This is a genomic window from Chryseobacterium herbae (genome assembly GCF_025154075.1).
GTDB lineage: Bacteria > Bacteroidota > Bacteroidia > Flavobacteriales > Weeksellaceae > Chryseobacterium > Chryseobacterium herbae.
Genome location: NZ_JAOAMU010000008.1, coordinates 103,942 through 127,639, shown reverse-complemented (window position 1 = coordinate 127,639; position 23,698 = coordinate 103,942). Strand labels below are relative to the sequence as shown.

The 23,698-nt window shown below is 40.1% G+C and carries 18 protein-coding genes and 2 riboswitches; of the genes, 15 read left to right on the top strand and 3 right to left on the bottom strand.

The features are described 5' to 3' along the window. Positions 1-18 precede the first annotated feature (18 nt). The 12 genes from N0B48_RS21310 (at position 19) to N0B48_RS21255 (ending at position 11,207) form a co-directional block, all read left to right on the top strand. Entirely contained in the window at positions 19-732 is a 714-nt protein-coding gene (locus N0B48_RS21310; protein ID WP_047452719.1) for a Crp/Fnr family transcriptional regulator, read from the top strand. 63 nt (positions 733-795) lie between these two features. Further along, positions 796-1,611, top strand: a complete 816-nt coding sequence (gene panB / locus N0B48_RS21305; protein WP_259841370.1) for a 3-methyl-2-oxobutanoate hydroxymethyltransferase — start codon at positions 796-798, stop codon at positions 1,609-1,611. 3 nt (positions 1,612-1,614) lie between these two features. Then, positions 1,615-1,935 (top strand): hypothetical protein, encoded by a 321-nt coding sequence (locus N0B48_RS21300; protein WP_259841368.1) that lies wholly within the window; start codon positions 1,615-1,617, stop codon positions 1,933-1,935. A gap of 6 nt (positions 1,936-1,941) precedes the next feature. Continuing rightward, positions 1,942-2,619 (top strand): RluA family pseudouridine synthase, encoded by a 678-nt coding sequence (locus N0B48_RS21295; RefSeq protein WP_283950731.1) that lies wholly within the window; start codon positions 1,942-1,944, stop codon positions 2,617-2,619. A gap of 208 nt (positions 2,620-2,827) precedes the next feature. Then, a complete protein-coding gene (locus tag N0B48_RS21290) occupies positions 2,828-4,897 on the top strand; it encodes an NIDO-like domain-containing protein (RefSeq protein WP_259841366.1) in 2,070 nt (689 codons plus the stop codon). A gap of 101 nt (positions 4,898-4,998) precedes the next feature. After that, positions 4,999-5,096, top strand: a riboswitch (TPP riboswitch). A 58-nt stretch (positions 5,097-5,154) separates the two neighbouring features. Then, positions 5,155-5,361 (top strand): sulfur carrier protein ThiS, encoded by a 207-nt coding sequence (gene thiS, locus N0B48_RS21285; RefSeq protein WP_259841364.1) that lies wholly within the window; start codon positions 5,155-5,157, stop codon positions 5,359-5,361. 25 nt (positions 5,362-5,386) lie between these two features. Next, positions 5,387-7,198: a phosphomethylpyrimidine synthase ThiC gene (thiC, locus tag N0B48_RS21280; RefSeq protein WP_259841363.1), complete on the top strand. Its 1,812-nt coding sequence runs from the start codon at positions 5,387-5,389 to the stop codon at positions 7,196-7,198. Next, positions 7,195-7,785, top strand: coding sequence for a thiamine phosphate synthase (locus tag N0B48_RS21275; protein ID WP_259841361.1), 591 nt, complete (start codon positions 7,195-7,197; stop codon positions 7,783-7,785). Before thiC ends, N0B48_RS21275 begins: the two co-directional genes overlap by 4 nt. A 49-nt stretch (positions 7,786-7,834) precedes the next feature. After that, positions 7,835-8,449, top strand: coding sequence for a thiamine phosphate synthase (locus tag N0B48_RS21270; protein WP_259841359.1), 615 nt, complete (start codon positions 7,835-7,837; stop codon positions 8,447-8,449). Beyond that, on the top strand, positions 8,446-9,222 hold the full coding sequence (locus tag N0B48_RS21265; protein WP_259841357.1) for a thiazole synthase: 777 nt from the start codon (positions 8,446-8,448) through the stop codon (positions 9,220-9,222). The genes N0B48_RS21270 and N0B48_RS21265 overlap by 4 nt, the downstream gene beginning before the upstream one ends. A 15-nt stretch (positions 9,223-9,237) precedes the next feature. Beyond that, entirely contained in the window at positions 9,238-10,371 is a 1,134-nt protein-coding gene (gene thiH, locus N0B48_RS21260; RefSeq protein WP_259841356.1) for a 2-iminoacetate synthase ThiH, read from the top strand. A 125-nt stretch (positions 10,372-10,496) separates the two neighbouring features. Continuing rightward, positions 10,497-11,207, top strand: coding sequence for a HesA/MoeB/ThiF family protein (locus tag N0B48_RS21255; RefSeq protein WP_259841353.1), 711 nt, complete (start codon positions 10,497-10,499; stop codon positions 11,205-11,207). A 175-nt stretch (positions 11,208-11,382) separates the two neighbouring features. On the opposite strand, the gene N0B48_RS21250 is transcribed toward N0B48_RS21255, so the two are convergent. After that, positions 11,383-13,605, bottom strand: coding sequence for an outer membrane beta-barrel protein (locus tag N0B48_RS21250; RefSeq protein ID WP_259841352.1), 2,223 nt, complete (start codon positions 13,603-13,605; stop codon positions 11,383-11,385). 122 nt (positions 13,606-13,727) lie between these two features. Beyond that, positions 13,728-13,826: riboswitch (SAM-I-IV-variant riboswitch) on the top strand. 288 nt (positions 13,827-14,114) lie between these two features. Between N0B48_RS21250 and N0B48_RS21245 the strand changes: the two genes are divergently transcribed. Next, positions 14,115-16,859, top strand: a complete 2,745-nt coding sequence (locus N0B48_RS21245) for a TonB-dependent receptor plug domain-containing protein (protein WP_259841350.1) — start codon at positions 14,115-14,117, stop codon at positions 16,857-16,859. 386 nt (positions 16,860-17,245) lie between these two features. On the opposite strand, the gene N0B48_RS21240 is transcribed toward N0B48_RS21245, so the two are convergent. After that, a complete protein-coding gene (locus tag N0B48_RS21240) occupies positions 17,246-19,366 on the bottom strand; it encodes an outer membrane beta-barrel family protein (protein WP_259841348.1) in 2,121 nt (706 codons plus the stop codon). 161 nt (positions 19,367-19,527) lie between these two features. On the opposite strand from N0B48_RS21240, the gene N0B48_RS21235 reads away from it, so the two are divergent. Then, positions 19,528-20,544 carry a sensor histidine kinase gene (locus N0B48_RS21235; protein ID WP_259841346.1) on the top strand — a complete coding sequence of 339 codons (1,017 nt, stop codon included), beginning with the start codon at positions 19,528-19,530 and terminating at the stop codon, positions 20,542-20,544. After that, the gene (locus tag N0B48_RS21230; RefSeq protein WP_259841345.1) at positions 20,531-21,214 is read left to right on the top strand and encodes a LytR/AlgR family response regulator transcription factor; all 684 of its coding nucleotides are present in this window, start codon (positions 20,531-20,533) and stop codon (positions 21,212-21,214) included. The genes N0B48_RS21235 and N0B48_RS21230 overlap by 14 nt, the downstream gene beginning before the upstream one ends. Positions 21,215-21,265: 51 nt before the next feature. Here N0B48_RS21230 and N0B48_RS21225 read toward each other — a convergent pair whose 3' ends face one another. Continuing rightward, positions 21,266-23,533 carry an aconitate hydratase gene (locus N0B48_RS21225; RefSeq protein WP_259841343.1) on the bottom strand — a complete coding sequence of 756 codons (2,268 nt, stop codon included), beginning with the start codon at positions 23,531-23,533 and terminating at the stop codon, positions 21,266-21,268. Between the last annotated feature and the right edge of the window lie 165 nt (positions 23,534-23,698).

The window sequence follows — 23,698 nt, the reverse complement described above, 5'->3', positions numbered from 1 at the left end:
TGATAAATGTCATATAAAATGTCGCAGGAACAACAGATTGCAATTGAAGAGAGGTTCGCCAGAGTTTTTAATGATAAATCATTTAAGGAAAGACTTTCTAGCATTGATTTTGAAAAATATATTAACGGCAAGAAAAGATTGAGTTTTCAGAAGCACGATACTATTTTCGAGGACGGAGAAACGCCTAAAGGGGTGTTTGTTTTAGAAAAAGGGGCAGCTAAGCTGTCAAAGTCGGGAGCTTTTGGAAAAGATCAGATCCTAAGATTTATCAAAGAGGGGGACATCATTGGCTATCGTTCATTGCTTTGCGGGGAAAATTTCCAGGCAAAAGCAGAGGCTATGACAGACATTGAATGTATTTTCCTTCCTGCTGATATCTTTATGTATCTTCTGGAAGTAGATCCGCAACTTTCTTTTGCTATGCTTCAGAAGATCTCTTATGAACTGGGAGAATCATCAAACACAATTACTTTCCTTGCTCAGAAGACCGTAAGAGAAAGACTGGCAGAAATTCTGATCCTTCTGGAACAGAAACTGGGGGTAGATCCTGAAGGATTTATCAAAATCTCGCTTACCAGAGAAGAAATTGCCAACATCATTGGTACGGCTACTGAAAGTGCCATCCGTTTGATCTCTGAATTCAAACAGGACAGTCTCATAGAAGTAGACGGAAGAAATATCAAAATTCTCAACCACGACAAACTGATGAAACTAGGTCACGTAGTTTTATAACCATCATACAAAAACTTAAGTCGGCGAAAGCCGACTTTTTAACTTTTAAAAAATAGATAAATTATGTCTGTTCACTCTGAAATTAAAAAAGTTACGACTGAAACCTTGCGAAAAATGAAATTCGACAAGGAAAAAATAACAATGCTTACCGCCTATGATTTTACCACGGCTAAAATGGTAGACGCAGGAGGAGTTGATGCAGTTTTGATCGGAGATTCTGCAGCCAATGTAATGGCAGGATTTGAAACAACCCTTCCTATCACATTGGACCAGATGATCTATCACGCTCAAAGTGTGGTGAGAGGAACTGACAGAGCTCTTGTAGTAGCGGATCTTCCATTCGGAACGTATCAGAGTAATCCTGAGAAAGCATTGGAGTCTGCAGTAAGAATGATGAAAGAAGGAGGTGCTCATGCCGTAAAAATTGAAGGTGGAAAAGAGATCTCAAAATCTATCAAAAAAATCATCAACGCAGGAATTCCTGTGATGGGACATTTAGGATTGACTCCACAGTCGATTTATAAATTCGGAACCTATAAGGTAAGAGCAAAAGATGAAGCGGAAGCAGAGAAATTAATTGCTGATGCCCAGCTTTTAGAAGAATTAGGTTGCTTCGCCATTGTTTTGGAGAAAATCCCGGCTGATTTGGCTAAAAAAGTAACTGAAGCCATTTCAATCCCGACGATAGGAATCGGAGCCGGTTCTGATTGTGACGGACAGGTTCTTGTCTATCACGATATGGTTGGAATGAACAAAGGTTTCAGTCCGAAGTTTTTAAGAAGATACCTTGATCTGTACACAGAAATTACCGGAGCAGTAGCCCAGTATGTAAAAGACGTGAAAAATGTAGAGTTTCCTAACGAAAATGAAAGCTATTAATTGATGAAAGACCAACAACAACGATCTATCCAGGGGATTTTATCAATTGCAGCATTGATCTGTATGGCCATAGGCTGGTTTAATCTGTTTTCACCTGAAGTTAACCATCTGCTTTCAGGAAAAGTATTTTATATATTGATAGGAGCAAGTTTCTTTATTCAGGCTCCTACGATGGCCAATAAAAATTTTATGTACGGAATGTATGCGGCCGCTGGAGCTTGTGTATTGGGGGCTTTTCTGCCGGCAGATTCAAAGCTTTCATACCTTAAAACCATTGGTCTTCTGGCTGGAGTTATCCTTTCGATATCCAACAGACGTCAATAGTGAATTATGGAGGAGCAGATTGCATATGAAGACAACCATCTTTTGGTGGTTAACAAAAAAGTAGGACAGCTTGTTCAGGGCGATAAAACCGGCGATGAATCTTTGCTGGAGTCCATCAAAAATTTTATAAAGAAAAGAGATGACAAGCCGGGAAATGTTTTTCTGGGCTTGGTTCATCGTATAGACCGCCCGACTTCGGGCCTGGTTATTTATGCTAAAACTTCCAAAGCGCTTTCCCGCCTTACCCAGATGGTAAAAAACAGGGAAGTAAAGAAAACCTATTGGGCTGTAGTAGGAAAAGAAATGATTCCTCAGAGCCAGCGACTTGTTCATTACTTAAAGAAAAATGAAAAGAATAATAAGGCGAGTGTTTTTCCAAAAGTAACCGAAGGTGCAAAAGAAGCCATTCTGACTTATCATATTATTAAAACATTAGATAATTACATGCTTCTGGAGATTGATCTGGAAACCGGAAGACATCACCAGATCCGTGCTCAGCTCTCTAAAACCGGAATTCCCATCAAAGGAGATCTGAAATACGGAGCGCCCCGCTCGAATCCGGATGGTGGAATCAATCTTCATGCGAGAAAGCTGGAGTTTATTCATCCCGTCACCAAGGAAAAAGTTGAAATTATAGCTCCCGTTCCGCAGAATGATGCGATATGGAGAGCCTGTGAAGAATAAAAAATAATCCTGCATACTTTGCAGGATTTTCTTTTTAGACTCTTTCAAGAGCGGATATTGCTGGGGATTTATTCATTGTATTTTTCTAACATTAGTGATAAATTAATCATCTTATATCATTTTAATTGATAATAATTCATTAAAACCTGTTTTAAGGTTAATTATTTGTAAAAATTCATATCTTAGTTAGGAATTTAATCCATTCCATATGAAAAAATTTTACAGATTCTTTTTTCCACGAAACGAAAAAGCAAATTCTTTTAAAAGTGCTTTATTCTGTTTTAGTATGTTTCTTGCAGGGAGTAATGTGATATCAGCGCAGGTAAGTGCTTACAGCTTTGCACAATCAACCGGAACCTATACACCCATATCGGGAACTCTATTGGGTGCAGCTACAGGTAATGCTTCGGTAACAAATCTTAACAGTAATGTTTATCCTTTAACACTGCCATTCAATTTTGTATTTAACGGAACTTCGTATAATGCATTGAATGTGTCCACAAACGGATTTATAACTTTTGGAGCAACACCTCCGACAACGACGACAACTACGCCTATATCAAGCACTACAGCTTATGATGGTGCAATTTCCATTTTTGGAAGGGATTTAAGCAGTATCTTCGATATCAGTGGAGCTACGGGTGATATCAGCTGGGATGTAACCGGGACAGCTCCCAATCGGGAAGCTGTTGTCCAATGGAAGAATTTCAGACCAAACAGCAGTACTTCCACCACGGCGGCTTATGCCTTTTCGTTCCAGATCCGCTTGCAGGAAACCTCCAATACGATTCAGATGGTTTATGGCAGCGGAGCTTATTTAGCGGGAACCACGGCTATTTCAGGAACTTCCCAGATAGGACTGCGAGGGAGTGCAGCCACTGATTTTAATACCCGGAATAACGGGACGACGCTGGAGTTTATAAATTCTACTCTGGGAACAGCAAATACCAGTACCCAGGCATTTAATACCACGAACTCAGTTCCCGGTATGCCTGCCGCCGGATTAACCTATTTGTGGACACCTCCGACATGTTATGCTCCATCAGGTCTGACGGGAGGGGCAACTACCAATAACAGTGCAGCTATATCGTGGATCACTTCTCTGTCATCTCCTTCAGGATATGATATTTATTACAGTACCTCAAGTACAGCGCCTACCTCTTCGACAACCCCTAACAATCCGAATGTTTCGGGAACTGCAGCTTCAATCGGGCCACTAGCGCCTTCTACAGCATATTATGTGTGGATCAGATCAAATTGCGGAGCAGGAAATGCAAGCATATGGTCGGTTCAGCCAATACAGGTGATAACACAATGCCAGCCGCCGGCAATTATTACAACTGCCGGAGCAACGGTCTGTCCTGGTCAGCCGGCAACATTGTCAGCCACCGCAGATACAGGAGCTACAATCACGTGGTATGACGCTCCTACGGCAGGGAGTGCAGTGGGAACAGGCCCAAGTTTTACAACACCTGCATTAAGCAGTACAACACCTTATTATGTAGCCGCTTCAATAGGAGGGACCTCTTCGACCGGAATGCCGAATGCGATATCCACCTCTGGTTATACTCTGGATGCAGGTCTGCTTTTTGATGTTTATTCTATAACGACTATTAATGGAGTGAATGTATACCCAATGGGTACAGGAGCAGGGACCGTAGAAATTGCTTTGCAGGATGGAAATGTTTCTCCCGCTGTGACATTACAGACGATTACGGTAAATCTTGTAGGCTCTGGGGCTCCATATGTAAAGACCTATGTTCCTTTAAACTTTACGGTTCCACCGGGAAGCAATTATAAACTCATGATGCTGACCAGATCAGGAGGTGTATCCGGATTGATCAGAGAATCGGGATCCAGTTGGGGCGCCTATCCATTTACCATTCCGGGGGCATTATCTGTGACGGCAGGAAATCTTACTGCAAACACACCCACAACATCGTATTATTATTTTTATGACTGGCAGATAAGCACCAAATGTGAAAGCGCAAGAACTACAGTTACTGCGACAGTGAACAGTGCTTGCTTAAGTACAGCAGAGGTAGATGCTAAAGATCGTATGAAAGTATATCCTAATCCATTTAAAGATATCATCACGATTACAGATATTGAAAAAGTAAAATCCATTCACATCTTTGACAGTGCGGGAAGAATGATAAAAACGATTGATCAGCCTTCTAAGGAAATAGATCTGGGAGATTTGAAATCAGGTTTGTACATTCTGAATCTTGCTATGAAAGATGGAAGTACCACTCATGTAAAAGCGATTAAAAAATAAAATTTTTAAACAGAAAATAAAAAGCCCGGAGTTCTCAGCAGCTCCGGGCTTTTGTTTTTGAAACTTAGATTTTGCCTGTTCTTAAAAAATACCTACCTTCGTCACAACTTTAGGGGTGTCTGTAGACATACAGACTGAGACTTTACCCTTTGAACCTGATCTGGATTATACCAGCGTAGGGAAAAGTAAATGACTTTTGCTGTACATTCTATTGTACAATAAGAGCCATTCCTAAAGTTTATATAAAATAATTAGGAATGGAACTTACAATCAACCACACAACGAAAACATTTGAAGTACTTCCCGATAATCTGGAAGCACTTATGGCTATGGAAATACCCGGAAAGAAAAAAGGGATTGCCGTAGCTGTTAACAATCGTATTATTCCACTGTCCGCCTGGGCAGAAACCTTTCTTAAAGACAAAGATTCAGTTTTAATCATTACCGCCACTCAGGGCGGATAATTCTCATTTAATAAAACAAAAATTTATGGCTCATTCAATCACATGTTCGCCATTTCCGAACGCCAAGAAAATTTATGTTGAAGGAAAAATACATCCTATCAGCGTGGCAATGCGTGAAATTCACCTCAGTCCCACCAGGCTTACGAACGGCAGTCTGGAAGAAAATCCCCCGGTTACCATTTATGATACCTCGGGTCCTTATACGGATGAAAATGCATCTATCGATATTACGAAAGGACTTCCAAGAATCCGGGAGCAATGGATTCTGGACAGGAAGGATGTAGATATCCTGAACGGCATCACCTCAGAATACGGAAAAGCACGTCTGGCAGATTCCCGTCTTGATGAACTGCGTTTTGCCTATGATCATAAGCCAAAGGTTGCCAAAGAAGGATCAGAACTTACGCAGCTTTACTATGCAAAACAGGGAATCATCACTCCTGAAATGGAATATGTAGCGATCAGGGAAAACCAACGGATCGAACAGTTGGATACTGCCCCGAAAGAAATGGCATTTCAGCATCCGGGAAACAGTTTTGGGGCAAACACTCCAAAAAGTAAAATCAGTCCAGAATTTGTAAGAGACGAAATCGCTGCCGGAAGAGCGATCATCCCGAATAATATCAACCATCCGGAGAGTGAACCGATGATAATTGGACGTAATTTTCTGGTTAAGATTAATGCCAATATAGGAAATAGTGCCGTTTCATCCAGTATAGATGAGGAAGTAGAAAAGGCGGTTTGGGCCTGCCGTTGGGGTGCAGACACCATTATGGATCTTTCCACAGGAAAAAACATCCATGAAACAAGAGAATGGATCATCAGAAACAGCCCGGTGCCTATCGGTACGGTTCCCATTTATCAGGCATTGGAAAAAGTAAAAGGAGTTCCTGAAGATCTGACATGGGAAGTTTTTAAAGATACTTTGATCGAGCAGGCAGAACAGGGAGTTTCCTATTTTACCATTCATGCCGGAGTATTGTTAAGATACATCCATCTTACCGCGAAAAGAGTCACGGGAATTGTTTCCAGAGGAGGTTCTATTATGGCCAAATGGTGTCTGTATCATCATAAAGAAAACTTTTTGTACACCCATTTCGAGGAGATTTGCGAGATCATGAAGAAATATGATGTGGCTTTCTCACTGGGAGACGGTCTGCGTCCTGGTTCTATTGCAGATGCCAATGATGCTGCCCAGTTTGCAGAACTTGAAACTTTAGGTGAACTCACCAAGATCGCATGGAAACATAATGTACAGGTGATGGTTGAAGGCCCTGGTCACGTGCCGATGCATATGATCAAAGAAAATATGGAGAAGCAATTGGAAGTTTGTCAGGAAGCTCCGTTTTATACTTTGGGCCCATTGACAACGGATATTGCGCCAGGTTATGATCATATTACTTCAGGAATCGGAGCGGCTATGATCGGTTGGTTTGGCTGTGCGATGCTGTGCTATGTAACGCCAAAAGAACATTTAGGCCTTCCCAATAAAGAAGATGTAAAAGTCGGAGTAATTACTTATAAACTCGCTGCCCATGCTGCAGATCTTGCAAAAGGACATCCGGGTGCCCAGTACAGAGACAATGCATTAAGCAAAGCCCGCTTTGAATTCAGATGGGAAGATCAGTTCAATCTTTCACTGGATCCCGATACAGCGAGAGCTTATCATGATGAAACGTTGCCGGCAGAAGGTGCTAAAATAGCCCATTTCTGTTCCATGTGCGGTCCAAAATTCTGTTCCATGAAAATCACTCAGGAAATCCGTGATTCCGCAGAAAAAGGAATGTTCGATAAATCACAGGAGTTTATTGAAAAAGGAAAAGAAATTTATATATGATCCTTGTGATCACTCCTGAGGCTCCTGTTCAAAACGAGACGGAAATAATTAATCAGCTGTTTCAGGAAGGATTGGATTGGCTGCATATCAGAAAACCTATGATCAGTAGGGAAGAAATGAAAAGCTTCCTGAATGGTATTGATGAGACATTTTATCCTCAATTGGTATTGCACGGATTTTATGATCTTGCAATGGAGTATCCTATTTCCCGGTTTCATTTCAGGGAAGCAGATCGTTTAACCGAAGGTTTTAAGTCTTATGCAGACGAATATAGTATTTCCACCTCGGTACATGATATCGAAACCTTTAATACGCTGGGAAAAGAATGGGAATATGCATTTGTAAGTCCTGTTTTTCCAAGTATTTCTAAAAAGGGATATGGTGAGCAGTCTACTGTTATGGACGATTTGAAAAGTAGGGCAAATCATGATGTCAAACTGATTGCATTAGGTGGAATTAATGAAAATAATATCAGTAAGGTCTTTGAAAATGGAGCAGACGGAGCAGCGCTTTTAGGAGGAATATGGGAAAGTGATGACCCAATACATTCATTCAGAAAGTGCAGAGAGAAAGTCCTTTTATCATAGAGACAGATCCGGAAAAGAGAAAGTCATAGATCATTCAGTTTAATTAATCATGGAAAAATTACAATACATATCACAGGGACAGACAAGAGAGGAACAGGAACTCAATATCCGAACTGCGCTGGACAATGGTATAGAATGGGTCCAGGTCCGCTGGAAAAATGCTTCGGAGAAAGACTTAACCGAGCTCTGTCAAGTGTCAAAAAAGCTCTGTTCAGAATATCAGGTAGTCTGTATCATCAATGATCATGTTCAGATCGCAAAAGAAATTGATGCTGATGGGGTTCATTTAGGTTTAAATGATTTGTCAATTGAAGAAGCAAGAACTGTTTTAGGAGATCGTAAGATCATTGGAGGAACTGCCAACACAGTGTCGGACGTGATTCAAAGAATTGAAGAGCAGTGTGATTATATCGGCCTCGGACCATTGAGATTTACTTCTACAAAAGAAAAACTCAGCCCGGTGCTGGGGTTTGAAGGTTATCAGCATATGATTAACAGTTTAAAAGAAAAATCCATCACCATTCCGAAGATCTTTGCGATTGGTGGAGTTGTGCTTGAAGATATACAACAGCTGCAGCAGATCGGAATCTATGGAGTTGCGGTATCTGGACAGATCACCAACCGTCCAGCTGCAATCAGCGAATTTAAAAAAGCAATGATATGAATAATCAGAAATTAATAATAGCAGACAGAATATTCAACTCCAGACTGTTCCTCGGAACCGGAAAGTTCGGAAACCTCAGCGAAATGGCAACTTCCGTAATTGCATCAGGAACAGATATGGTCACCATGGCCTTGAAAAGAATAGATTCCGGTGCAGCAGAAGACGGATTGCTGGATTCATTAAAAGAAACCCATGTTCATCTTCTTCCCAATACCTCAGGAGCCAGAACGGCAAAAGAAGCAGTATTGGCCGCTCAGCTTGCAAGAGAAGCGCTGGAAACAAACTGGGTGAAACTGGAAATCCATCCCGATCCGAAATACCTTCTTCCAGATCCTATTGAAACCCTCTATGCAACGGAAGAATTAGCCAAACTGGGATTTATTGTAATGCCTTACATCCATGCCGATCCTGTTTTGTGTAAACGTCTGGAAGATGCCGGAACTGCTGTGGTAATGCCTTTGGGAGCTCCAATCGGGACCAATAAGGGTTTGAGGACATTAGATTTTCTGGAGATCATTATTAGTCAGAGCAATGTTCCCGTTGTGGTAGATGCCGGAATCGGGGCACCTTCAGATGCCGCAAAAGCAATGGAAATGGGAGCTGATGCGGTTCTTGTCAATACTGCAATTGCCGTTGCCAGAAATCCTGTCAATATGGCCTTAGCCTTTAAAGAAGGGGTTATTGCCGGAAGAAGAGCTTTTGAATCAGGGTTGGGAGCTATAGCAGATCACGCTGAAGCTTCAAGCCCTTTGACCTCATTTTTATTTGAATAATACAGCGGATACATAATGAACAGCTTTAAAGATGTTTTTGAACGCTATCAATGGGATGAGGTAAAAGCCAGACTCGGAAAAGTGACTCATTCAGATGTATTGAGCAGCCTTCAGAAGAAGCATAAAACATTGGATGATTTTCTGAATCTGCTTTCTCCTGTTGCCACACAGGAGCTGGAATTGATGGCTAAAATGACCCAACGCCTTACCCAAAAACGCTTTGGGAAAACCATTCAGCTGTATGCACCGATGTACCTTAGCAATGAATGTCAGAATATCTGTACGTATTGCGGTTTCAGCCTGGATAATGACGTACGGAGAAAAACGCTTTCTGACACGGAACTGATGATAGAAGCTTCCGTTTTGAAATCGATGGGCGTTAATCACGTTCTGCTGGTCAGTGGAGAAGCCAATAAAACAGTGGGTATTTCTTACTTTCTGAATGCCGTTCGTTTGCTGAGACCTCATTTTGCCAATATCTCGATTGAAGTGCAGCCTTTATCAGAAGAGGAGTATTTGGAGCTGCATCAGGAAGGTGTTTATTCGGTGTTGGTGTATCAGGAAACCTATCATCAGGAGGTTTATAAAGAATACCATCCCAAAGGGAAAAAATCAAACTTTCATTTTCGCTTAGATACTCCGGACAGGATCGGCAGAGCGGGAATTCATAAGATCGGACTTGGCGTTCTGCTTGGGCTTGAAGACTGGCGGGTAGATAGTTTCTTTAATGCCCTTCACATTGATTATCTCCAGAAGCAATACTGGAAAAGCCGTTTTTCAGTTTCCTTTCCAAGACTCAGACCCGCAGAAGGAATCATTGAACCTAATTTTATCATGGAAGATAAAGACCTGCTGCAACTCATCTGTGCTTACAGAATATGGAACGAAGACCTGGAAATCTCCATATCTACCAGAGAAAATGAAAAATTCAGGAACAATATCATCTCACTTGGGGCAACAGCCATGAGTGCCGCTTCTAAAACAAATCCGGGAGGCTATGCCGTAGATGTAGAATCTTTGGAACAGTTTGAAACCAGTGACGAAAGAAGCATGGAAGAAGTGAAAACCAGCATCAGAAAAGCAGGTTACGATCCGGTAATGAAAGACTGGGATCCTGCGTACAGTGGATTTAAAAAATTAAACCATTAAGAAGAATGAAGTCATTAAGTTTAATTAAGAAAAAATCAAATAGATTTTAAATCTTAAAGCACGGCTCATCTTAATATTCCTTAATAGCTTAAAAAATCTTAATGGTTTAAAATAACTATAGCAAAATGAAAAGCGAAGATGTTTTTGAAAGATACAGCCGGCAGATATTCATAGAAGAAATCGGGTTGGAGGGACAGAAAAGAATCAGGTCGTCCAAAGTTCTTGTCATTGGAGCGGGAGGTTTAGGAAGTCCCGTTATTCAATACCTCGCAGCAGCCGGAGTCGGAACTTTAGGCGTGGCAGATTTTGATGAGGTGGAACTTCACAACCTGAACCGCCAGATCATTCATAACGAAAATACAGTTGGGGTTTCAAAAGTCAAAAGTGCGGAAGCTTTTGTCAATAAACTGAATCACAAGGTTCAATTTACAGGAATCGATAAAAAGATTGACAGCTTAAATGCAGAAGAGACCCTTTCACAGTACGATATTATTGTTGATGGATCTGATAATTTTACTGCCAGATATCTGATCAATGATACCTGTGTGAAATTGGAGAAACCTTTAGTCTACGGAAGTATCCTGGGTTTTTCGGGCCAAGTTGCTTTATTTAATTTTAAAGGCAGTAAAAATCTCAGAGATCTCTTCCCGGAACCACCTTTTGATGAAGATATCCCGGATTGTGACAGTCTCGGAGTTTTGGGAGCACTGCCAGGTATTATTGGAAGTATGATGGCTATGCAGGTTTTAAAGATCATCACAGGACTTTCTATACAGTCGGATCAACTTACCCTTATTGATACTTTGCACTGGAGATTCCAAACGATAAATTTTTAACCAAGAAAGAAGAGTATAGAGTAAAAGTATTCGGCTCCGATCTTGTATTTCGATAATAAGCGTTAGCGGCTTTGTTTATCTTAAAATTAGGACGAAATACAAAACCTTTGTCTTGCTTTGCGGGAAAAAAATAAGGCAGTAAAATTTCTTTACTGCCTTATTGTATGTGGATAAGTTACTGTGGACTTTGCATTACGCCCGAATCCTCTTTTTTAGTCTGGTTCAGGATATTTGGATCCTCCTTCGCCAGTTTATTTTTCGTTGGAATTTTATAGTTGATTGAAATTCCGAAATTTCTCGTGTCATACTTACTTCTGATCATCACAGCCTGTCCTTCTGGTGGATTGGAATATACCTGCATCACCTGTCCGTTGAAAATATCATTCGCGAACACAGAAACTGTAAGACGGTTGTTCATAAACTTCTTCGTCAGCGTGATATCCAGATTATTGTTGAATGGTTTATCTGCCGTAAAATAGAAATATCCTGCTTTTGGAGTCAGATAGCTATAGTTAGCCGTCATTTTGATATCTTTCGGTAAAAGCAACTGGGTCATGATATTAAATATCCAGAACCCTTTGTTATTTAAATTATCGATCTCATGCTTCTGGTAGCCTGCGTACAAGTACATGAAATTAATTTTATCAGGATTAAAATTAAACTTCATAATCTCGCTCATCGGTTTGCTGAAAATCATAAACGGAATCGGAAGACCCAGGTTAAAGTTGTGAATTCTCATATTCGAAATATTCACCTGCTTGTTGAAAAGGTTCTTGCCGTCTTTCATGACGATCTGTGCTACCTGATCTTTAGCAGAACTTACGCTATAGCCGATAAAAGCATAATCAAAAGCTGAAACTTTTAATTCATAATTATCAAAGATCGTAGGTTGAAGATCCGGGTTACCGGTAACCTGTGTATTTGGGCTGCCGAACGTTACGTTATTCGGGTTTAGGGCAGAAATACTCGGAAGGCTGATTTTTTTGTTATAGTTGGCTGCTATATATACCTGGTTCATCAGGCTGTATTGAACACTTGCATTAGGAAAAAGCTTAAACCTGTTGAAGGTAGTAAGATCTCTTTCAAGAACAGCGTCGTCCTTTATGGTTCTTGTGATCCCGGAAATATCATAATTTTCAGCTCTGGCCCCTAGAGTAAAGTCAAACTTCTTCAGTTTTGCCTGGAATTCAAGATAAGTGGAAGCCGTCTGTCTCTGGTATTCCAGATTGGTAAGACCTTTGTTTTCCGTGTCATAATCCTGTCTTTCATATAAACCCCCTAAACTTACTTTCCCACCGTCCATAAGCTTGATCGGCTGTGAGTAGTCTACCTTAAAATTCGCGACCCTCATATCCGATTTGTTGTCAAGCACATTTTCTCCGCGATAAAAAAGGAAAGGTTCTAACGGATTAGTGTCAGTATAAAATCCTCTCTGGAAAAAGTTATCCTGAGCGAATTTAGACGTAGATTTTGTATATCCGAACTGGAAATCCAGTTTTTGAGACTTGTCACTGAAACGTTTCTGAAACGTTACAACCGCCTCCTGTCTTAGGTTGTTGGTATGAGCAACATCCGATGCTTCATAATCAGCTTCACGGAATTTGACAGGATTAAGGCTGACAGGGATGTCGGCAAATCCTGTACTCGCGGTATAGTTGTCGTTATTGTTGTGATAAATATCGTAGTTCACCAATAATCTGTCCTGTCCAAGATCAAAAGTCAGACCTGACTTAGCGAAATAACCGCGTCCGATCCTGTCTGTATTATTGTGCAGAAGAACATCCTGATCACCGTTCAGCATACTTTCACGGTAATTCTGGCCTACATTCAGCTGCCATCCGAATAACTTATTTCTGGCATTCAGGTTCAGGGAATGAGTGGTTCTGCTTCTGAATTTATCGTAATTGGTAAATGAGTAGTTTCCGGAATACGTTGCCGTTAAATATTTATTGGCATTCTTGTTTGTAATGATATTCATGATGGCACCTCCCGAAGTGGCCGGATATTCAGCGCCCGGTTGAGTTATCACTTCAATTCTGTCTACCGAGTTGGCAGGCATTCCTTCAAGGAAAGAATTCAATTCATTGGAGGTAATATTTAAAGGTCTTCCGTTCAGATATACATCCAGAATTTTCCCCTGATACATCATTCCCGCGATATCGGTAGAAACCAGCCCCGGAAGTTTTTTAATTCCCTCCAGAACGTTACCGTTATTAAGTTGTGGCTGTTCAGAAAAATCAAAAATAGTACGGTCTGCTTTTTGTTCAACGGCTTTTTTAGTTTTTGTAATAACTACTCCTTCAATTTGCTTTTCCTTCTCAGGACCGCTGTTCGGCTTCTCCTGTGAATAGGCAAAAAAAGACCCCAACAGAGATAAAGTTAATATAGTTTTTTTCATAATGTTTTTTTACTACTCTCTTGTTAGACGTAAAAAAGAGTAATTTGTTACGGGAAAATTTGCGAAAAGTTAAAATTTTAGGCAATTATTTTTTTTATTCCGAAATATTTATATCTTTGCCACGTAATTATCAAGAATCTCATAGATGGGATAGCAACCTGCAAAAACAAGCAAGGTGCTGAAATAGATAAGCCGGTATGCCCGGAAAAAATGTTTATTCTCTATTTTCTCCCCATCTTGACATTTTTGTTTTAAAAATAAAATCAATGTTTAAAGACAAGGGAAACCACAAGACCAATTTAAATTTTCGTTTCTCAGATCATGAAGTATCACTTCGTTATTCTGACCTCTTTTCATGCCATTTTCACATGCGCATGTGTTGTTGTTTCTAGACTTCTTTAAAAAATAATTTAAATATTCCGGCTTTTACAGTGACCTAAAAAATAGGTTGCGGAAAAACTATGGCCTGAAATCAAACCAACAGTCAGTAATAAAAAAATAGAAAACACATGCGCAATTTCGAGAAAAAAACAATCATAGCTTCGGCAGCATTTATATCAGCATTTTACTTTGGACAGTCGGATTCTACATCATCCAAAAAGATAGATGATGTGGTAATTCTGGGATCAAGAGGATCAGGAAGATCTCTTACAGATACTCCGGTACCGGTAGATATCATCAATATCTCAAAAATCTTAAGACAAAGTCCTGTTAACAATATCAGTCAGGCCCTCAACTATGTGGTGCCGTCATTTTCTTCCACTTCACATACCGTGAACGATGGAACCGATTTTGTAGATCCGGCCCTTCTCAGAGGACTTGGCCCGGATCAGGTTCTGGTCCTGCTTAACGGAAAAAGGAGATATCAGTCTTCTCTTATCAATGTTACATTGACTCCGGGAAGAGGTTCAGTGGGAACAGATCTTAATGCTATTCCAGCATTTGCATTGGAAAAGATTGAAGTCTTACGAGATGGAGCTTCTGCACAATACGGTTCCGATGCCATTGCAGGCGTCGTGAATTTAGGACTTAAAAGAAGACTTGGACTTTCAGGACAGGTTTTCCTGGGCGGATACGCTTCATCAGTTGCCAATAATTTTTCCGGAGGAGTAGACGGACAGACCATCTCTGCAGATCTGAACTACGGAGCGAAAATTGGGGAGAAAGGATTTATTAATGTAACAGGTTCTGTACAATACCGTGATCCGTATTCAAGGGCGGGTGTGCGTCAGGGAGATATTTTTAATGCCTATAATGCCATTAATTACAGGGCATTGCAGGATGGTGTCAATATCGATGGATTGTATAAGAATATTACCAATACCGCCAACAGCCAGCAAATTATTAATACAGTCAAGCAGTACGCATCGCAGGTTGATTATTTTTCACAGGATTTCAAGACTAAGATATCGAATGCCAGCAGTATTGCTGATTTGCAGGGCTTGTTAGGAAAAGATTTTACGGATCAGGAGCTTAATTACAGAGGCTTAGAAAGAAAAGATTTCAGCCTGAGAGCAGGGCAGTCTAAACTTCAGTCGGGACAGCTTTTTTTCAACTCTGAAATTCCTGTGAATGAAGACTGGAAAGTGTATTCCTTTGGAGGCTACAGCTACCGTTTGGGAAATGCCGGAGGATTTTTCCGTCTTCCAAATACGGAAAGAAACATCAATGCCATTACTCCTAATGGATATTTACCACAAATAGAAGCCAATGTGAATGATTATTCCTTAGCCGGAGGAATCAAAGGAAAATGGAATGGCTGGAATGTAGATTTAAGTAATATTTTCGGGAAGAATGCTTTTAATTTTGGGGTGGTTAATACATTTAATGCATCTCTGGGTGACAATTCACCGAGAACTTTTAAAGCAGGAGGATCTGAGTTTTCACAAAATACCCTGAATCTGGATTTCTCCAAAAAATATGATGTCCTTCACGGGTTAAATGTAGCTTTCGGAGGAGAATACCGCCATGAAAACTATAAAGTGAATGCTGGAAATGAAAATTCCTATGTTTCCTATGATATTTTCGGACGTGTAGTAACTGCTGCTACCCCAGAGAATGAGTTGGTTAAGGATTTTTTCGGAGTTACAAGACCTGCCGGTTCGCAGGTATTTCCAGGTTTTAGCCCGGATAATGCCGTTTCAGGAAGCCGAAACAGTGTAGCGGCGTACGCAGATGTTGAGATTGAACCAACGGATTGGTGGTTGCTGGAAGGAGCGGTACGTTTTGAAAATTATTCAGACTTCGGTTCTACCTTTAATTATAAATTGGCTACGAATGTCAAGCTGGCGAAAAATTTCAACTGGAGAGGAGCCGTTTCCACAGGATTCAGAGCCCCTTCTTTAGCACAGATCTATTATAGTTCTACCTCTACACTGATCCAGCAGGGGCAGACTACGCAGGTGGGAACTTTCAGAAATAATTCCGAAGCAGCTCAAGCACTGGGAATTCCAAAACTGAAACAGGAAACTTCGCAGTCTTACAGTACGGGAATTACGTGGAAGATTCCGGCTTTAAGTCTGGTGTTTACAGCGGATGCCTATCTGATAAAGATCAAGGATAGAGTGGTACTTACAGATTTGTTCTATCGTCCTAACGGAGATTTTGAAGCGGGATCAGACCAGGCGGTTCTTCAGGGAGCTTTCGATCTTGCGAGAGCCAGTGCCGCGAATTTCTTTGCTAATGCAGTAGATTCCCAGACCAAAGGATTGGATATCACCGTTTCGCAGAATACAAGAATTTCGGAGGGAATATCTTTGGAGAATAATTTAGGACTTAATCTGAATCAGACCAGAAGAGTGGGAGATATTCACGCCTCGCCAAAGCTGGTAAGCCAGATTGATAATTACTTCTCCGAACCTAACAGAGTGTATTTTGAAGAAGCCGTACCCCGTATCAAAGCTACGCTAGCCAATACATTGAAATTCTCCGCGCTTACGGTTGCTCTTAGAAATTCCTACTTTGGAAAAGTGACGGATGCGGATGTACTGGATGCCAACTTTGACGGAATTAAGGAAAGCAGAGAACATTTCATTTTAAATGACCGCTTTGTGACAGATCTTTCCGTAGGCTATGATTTCAACAAAAACATTTCAGCGACGGTGGGAAGTAATAATATATTTAATGTATTGCCTTCCAAAAGTCCCAACATCAGTTCATTGACGGCGGATAACCAGTTTGTGTATTCCAGACAGGTTTCGCAATACGGAATAGGAGGACGATTTGTTTTCGCGAGAGTAGAATTTAAATTTTAAAAAACAAATAAGATAAAACAAAAAAACAGAGAATGGTTCTCTGTTTTTTTTGTTTGGGTGAATAGCAAAAAGGATTAATTGCAAACTTGGAAATGGATAGAGATCACATCATTTTAAAATTTCACACAGATTAATCAGATGATGCAGATTTTTCACTTTTGCTCGTTCATCTGCGAGAGTAAAAATTTAAACCATTAAGATTCTGTTAAGCTTTTAAGAACATTAAGTTTTTAGCTTCGCTTTAAGACGTGCAACTTAAAAAATCATTTGATTTTTTCTTAACTAGCCTTACGTCCTTCATTTATCTTAATGTTAAAAAAAACGGTTAAAAATCAAAAGGTATATTTTATACAATCAAAGTTTTGATAATGAGCCAACAAAAACAATTACTGAGCTCTTTCTTTTTCCTCAAATTTGATATTTTTTTTATTGATTTTCTTTTTGCTGCTTCCAAAAGTATAATTAACACTTAAACGGAAACTTCTGCCATCCCAATAGTTATTCATGTATTGCGTATTATCAGAGAAATACAATTCTCCACGGTATCTCTGGGCGAAAATATTGGTCAACGTTGCATTGATCTGGAGCTTCTTTTCCATGAGTGAAACCTTTAACCCTGAAGTCAGTTCCGGGTAAGCCTGGAAGTAAGAGTTCACATTTTTGTAAGCAAGGCTGTGGCTGTAGTTAAGGAAGAATACAAGCGTCTTGCTTTTGTTTAAAGTAAACGTATTATTGATGGAATAGCTGAACGAACTTCCTTTCTGAGTTTCCGCATCAACATTGAATACAGATGAATTCTGAAGCGAGGCATTCATCGAGATGCTGCTTTCCCAGAATTTGAAAAAAGTATCCGTATAAGAGGCATTAAGACCCCAGAAATTATTGTTGTAATAGTTCAGGTAGGTTGAAATCTGTGAAATATCATCAATGGCAGAGATTTGCCCGAATGCATTTTTCATTCTCAGATAATAAACACTGGTTGAAAACTTATTGTTAAAGGTATATCCCAATTCCCAGTTATTGATGTAAGCCGGTGTCAGTAAAGGATTTCCTGAAGAATAAGAATATGGATTGGAGTACCAGCGAAATGGGTTAAGATTACCCATACTCGGGCGGTTGATCCTCCTGGAATAGGAAAAACTGAATACATTTTTATCTTCTTTATACGAAACATAAGCGGAAGGAAACCATTGGCCATAATTGTACTTATTTTCTGAATTGGAAGAAGGAGTGGAACTTTCTGCATTCGTATGTTCGTAGCGAAGACTAGCCTTGGTTTCCCAGTGCTCCCCGAATGTTTTGGCATAACTGAAATATGCGGCATAATTTTCTTCCTGATACGTGAACAGATTAGCTCTTGAAAGATCCGGAACATATTGTCCGCCATTCAGGTTAAAATATTGAATGTCCGAACTGTTTTTAAACTGATTAAACTTCAGTCCGGTTTCAAGGGTTCCGAAAGAGAATGGAAGTTCCAGATCAGCCTGAGCAGAAAAGATCTGTGGCGAAATCAGAGACGTTGTTTTTACATCCTGAACGGAATGATCTGAAAGTGTAATGGTAGAAAAATTCACTTCCGTATCAGAATTGCTCTTATAAAAATTTCCTGCAATGCTCAGTTTTTTACCCAATGAATCCAGCTTTAGGTCATAATACGCGCTTAAGGTATGAGTAGGAAGTTTTTCACGGTGGAAAGTGTTGGTTAAAAGGCTTTCTTCCTTGTGATTGGCGTCAATATTCTTTGTGGTATTCACGATATCCATCCCAGATTTTTGATGAGCATAGATGTATTCCATTCCGATCTCAGCGTTTTTACCGATTTTATAAGATAGATTAAGGATTGGAGTCAGTTCCTTCCACATATCTTTCCGGATGGAGTTGCTGTAGTTTTGGGAAGCTCCGATAATATTGTAATTTTCGTCGGTACGCTTGGCTGAATCATAATAGGTAAGTTTCAAACTGCTGCTGAATTTTTCGGTCTGATAATTAAGTGAACCATTGGAACTGAAGCCGGAATAACTTCTTTGGATGAGGTTCGAATTGATATTTCCACTAAACCCTAAATTCGGATTCTTTTTCAGGATAATATTAATGAGTCCGCTGTTTCCCTGAGCTTCATATTTCGAAGGAGGTGTGGTGATGACTTCTATTTTTGAGATATTTTCTGAACGGATGGATTTCAGATAATTCAAAAGAGCATTTCCCGAAAGGTTCAGCATTCTTCCGTTGATCATTACGTTCACACTGCTTTTTCCGGTAATTGAAATAGAACCCATGTTTTCATCTACTTTCAGCATAGGAACATTGGCAAGGGTTTCTGTTGCGTCCATTCCCTGAGAAGCTATCGATGCTTCTACGTTAAAGATAAGGCGGTCTGCTTTTCTTTCAAGGAGTTTTTTCTTGACCAAAAGATTGATCTGCTCCACATGCCGGATACTGTCTTTTTGAATCTGTGCAGATAACGCGGCTGATAAGAAAGTGCTGATAAGGATATATTTCAGTTTCATAGTTTAAAATCTTGGTCCAAAGGTATTTTCAAACTTCTTTGTATGAAATGGCGTTTAGATTTCAGCACAGATTAATCCGCTCAAAATATTTTCATCGGAAAAAAAACGGGTTTCGTCGGAAATGTATAGGAATTTAAAACTTATGAAGCTTAAATTTGGACATGAAGCAAAAACAAGTTCTCCTCCTGCACGTTTTTTATTGGCTACTGATGATTTTTAATGGCCTCCTTTCCAGGGCAGTATACAGTAAATCTGGTCTTGATGTTTTGGATGTCACCATCTTCATTGCCAATTTCCTTGGTTTTTACGCCAATTATTTTTTCGTGGCACCAAGGTTTTTCAATCCCAAGAAGTTCTACATGATGATCATCGGTTTTTTTGTGGGTGTATTTATTTTCGTGCTTTTCAGATATTCAACGGAAGAACTGTTGCTTCCGGCGCTGACAGGCTTGAGAAATTACGCAGAGGGAACGACTTTTCTGTACTATTTTTATGACAACATTTATTATTCTAGCTTAACGGTTTTTGTGAGTACAAACTTGTGGTTCTTTAAGTATTATTTTAAAGTTGAAGCAGAGCGTACCAGACTTATTGAAGAAAGAAAACATGCCCAGCTTCAAGCCCTGAAAACCCAGATCAATCCTCATTTTATTTTTAATTCTTTGAATAACATCTATTCCCTGGTGTATCAGAATTCGGATAAAGCACTTCCTGCCATTGAAAAACTGAGCGAACTGCTGAGGTACAGCACCAAAGATCTTGAAAAAGATGTCATTAGTCTGGATAAGGAAATAGGTTATATTGAAAGCTTGATCGGTCTGGAAAAACTCAGAATCAAAAATCCAGAGCTTCTGGTTATTGAAAAGAATATCAATCATCCTAAAATCAATATTTCACCCATGCTGTTGGTTCCGTTTGTGGAAAATGCTTTTAAACACGGAGATTTCAGGGAAAAAGGATTTGTATTAAAAGTGTCGGATGACAATAAAGTTCTTCATTTTTACCTCCATAATTATAAAAATCAAAGGATGAAAGATACAGCGTCCGGCATTGGAATTGAAAACGTAAAAAAGAGGCTGGAAATTCTGTATCCGAAGAAACATGAGCTCTATATAAAAGACCTGGAATCTGAATTTATTGTAGATTTAAGAATTATTTTCCCTTATGAAAACGATTAAATGCATCATTGTAGATGACGAGCCACTGGCGATATCGCTGCTGGAAAACTACGTAAGAAAAATTCCTTTTTTAGAACTGGTTTTCTCTGCGGAAAATCCTATTCTGGCATTGGAATATATACAAAACAATGAGGCGGATCTGATCTTTCTGGATATTCAGATGCCTGAACTTTCAGGGATTAATTTCATGAAAATTGTCGGGGAAAAGAAAAAATACATTTTGACGACAGCCTATTCCGAGTACGCGCTGGAAGGGTATGAGCACAATATTATCGACTATCTTCTGAAGCCGGTTTCTTTTGACCGTTTCTATAAAAGTGCAGTGAAAGCGCAGGACCGTTTTTCCTTTTCTGAAAACAATGAAGAATCTTATTTTTTCGTGAAATCTTCCGGCCAGCAGCACCGTATCAATTTTAGTGATATTCTTTACATTGAAAGCATCAAGGATTATGTAAACATCAAAACGTCAAATGACGAATATATTGTTCTGGATACCCTTAAATCTCTGGAAACCCAGCTTTCTGACAGATTTGTCCGCGTTCATAAATCATTCATCGTGAATCTGGATCAAACCAAAAATATTGGGATCAAGAAAATTGTTTTAGTCTCAGAACAGGAAATCCCGATCGGAGAAAGCTACCGCAGCCATCTTCTGAGTAAGATCAAATGAAAAGCGGCTTCCAAGGGAAGCCGCTTTTCTATGATTAATTAAATCTAACAATTAATTTTCTTGTCTCTTAATCAGGTTAAGCGCAGAACCTGCCTTAAACCAATCAATCTGCTGATCATTATACGTATGGTTCGCCATAATAATGTCTTTAGTTCCGTCAGCATGAACGAATTCCAAAGTCAGCTGTTTTCCTGGAGCAAACTGGTCAAGATCTAAGAAGTTAACCGTGTCATCTTCCTGGATTTTGTCATAATCAGTCTCATTAGCGAAAGTGATTCCCAGCATCCCTTGTTTTTTAAGGTTGGTTTCATGGATTCTTGCGAATGATTTTACCAATACAGCTTTTACGCCAAGGTGTCTTGGTTCCATAGCGGCGTGCTCTCTTGAAGAACCCTCACCGTAGTTCTGGTCTCCCACAACAATCGTAGGAATACCAGCAGCTTTGTAAGCTCTCTGTACAGCCGGAACTTCACCAAATTCACCCGTTATTTCATTTTTAACGTGGTTCGTTTCCATGTTGTAAGCATTGACTGCTCCAATCAACATATTGTTTGAAATATTGTCAAGGTGACCTCTGTATTTCAACCATGGTCCCGCCATAGAAATATGGTCAGTCGTACATTTTCCGAAAGCTTTGATCAATACCTTAGCTCCTTCGATGTTTTTACCGTCCCAAGCCGGGAATTCTTCCAATAGCTGAAGTCTGTCTGAAGTAGGACTTACATTCACAACCACTGAAGAACCGTCTTCAGATGGCGCCTGGTATCCGTTATCATCTACCGCGAATCCTCTTGGTGGCAATTCAGAACCTTTAGGCTCATTCAGTTTTACCTGCTCACCGTTTTCAGCGGTTAATGTATCTGTAATCGGGTTAAAGTCTAATCTTCCTGAAATGGCTACCGCAGCTACCATTTCCGGAGAAGCTACGAAAGCATGGGTATTCGGGTTACCGTCAGCTCTTTTTGCAAAGTTTCTGTTGAAAGAGTGGATGATAGAGTTTTTCTCCCCTTTATCAGCGCCTTCTCTGTCCCACTGTCCGATACAAGGTCCACAAGCGTTGGTAAAGATTCTCGTATTCTCAAATTTTCTGAAAGAATCTAAGAAACCGTCTCTTTCTGCAGTGAATTTTACCTGCTCAGAACCCGGGTTGATTCCAAGGATCGCTTTAGGTTTAACCCCTTTTGCTACTGCATCTTCTACGATAGAAGCCGCTCTTGATAAATCTTCATACGAAGAGTTGGTACAAGAACCGATCAATGCCCATTCTACTTCTATTGGCCATCCGTTCGCTTCAGCTTTAGCTCTGAATTCAGCGACTGGTGTAGCTAAGTCCGGAGTGAAAGGTCCGTTTAAGTGTGGTGTAAGCTCAGAAAGGTTGATTTCGATAACCTGATCAAAATATTGCTCAGGGTTGGCATATACTTCAGCATCACCCGTTAAGTGTTCTGCTATTTTGTCAGCAGCATCTACTACATCCTGTCTTCCTGTTGCTGCCAGATATCTTCTCATGGAATCATCATATCCGAAAGTAGAAGTTGTCGCTCCAATTTCAGCACCCATGTTACAGATGGTTCCTTTACCTGTTGCTGAAAGAGATTCTGCTCCTTCTCCGAAATATTCTACGATGCATCCCGTTCCACCTTTTACGGTAAGGATACCTGCTACTTTCAGGATAACGTCTTTTGCCGATGTCCATCCGCTCATTTTACCGGTTAATTTTATTCCGATAAGTTTTGGCATTTTAAGTTCCCATGCCATTCCGGCCATTACGTCTACTGCATCTGCACCCCCTACACCGATAGCTACCATTCCTAGACCTCCTGCATTTACCGTGTGAGAGTCGGTACCGATCATCATTCCACCCGGGAATGCATAATTTTCAAGTACCACCTGGTGAATGATACCGGCTCCGGGCTTCCAGAAACCAATTCCATATTTATCACAAACAGAACTCAGAAAGTTGAAAACCTCCGAGTTTTTGTTGATACCTTCCTGTAAATCTGCTTCTGCACCTACTCTTGCCTGGATCAGGTGATCGGCGTGAGCTGTTGAAGGTACCGCTACTTTGGTCTTTCCAGCCTGCATAAACTGTAAAAGTGCCATCTGTGCAGTGGCATCCTGCATGGCTACTCTGTCCGGTGCGAAATCTACATAAGAGTTTCCTCTTTCATGCGCTGATGTGGCATTTCCTTCCCAAAGATGGGTGTAAAGGATTTTTTCTGAAAGGGTAAGAGGTTTTCCCACGATTTGTCTTGCCGCAGCAATTCTCTCAGGGTAACGCTCGTACACTTTTTTGATCATATCAATATCAAAAGTCATATCTTAATTTAATTTTTCTTCTTTTTAAATACTCTTTTCCGTCATTAACTGAATGCTTAAAACGGAAAAAATTCTTTCGTTACTACAATTCATCAAATTCTGTTCCTTAGGCTTATAAAAAGGATATTTCTAATCAATAATCGGGATGTTTTATTTCTATCAAGT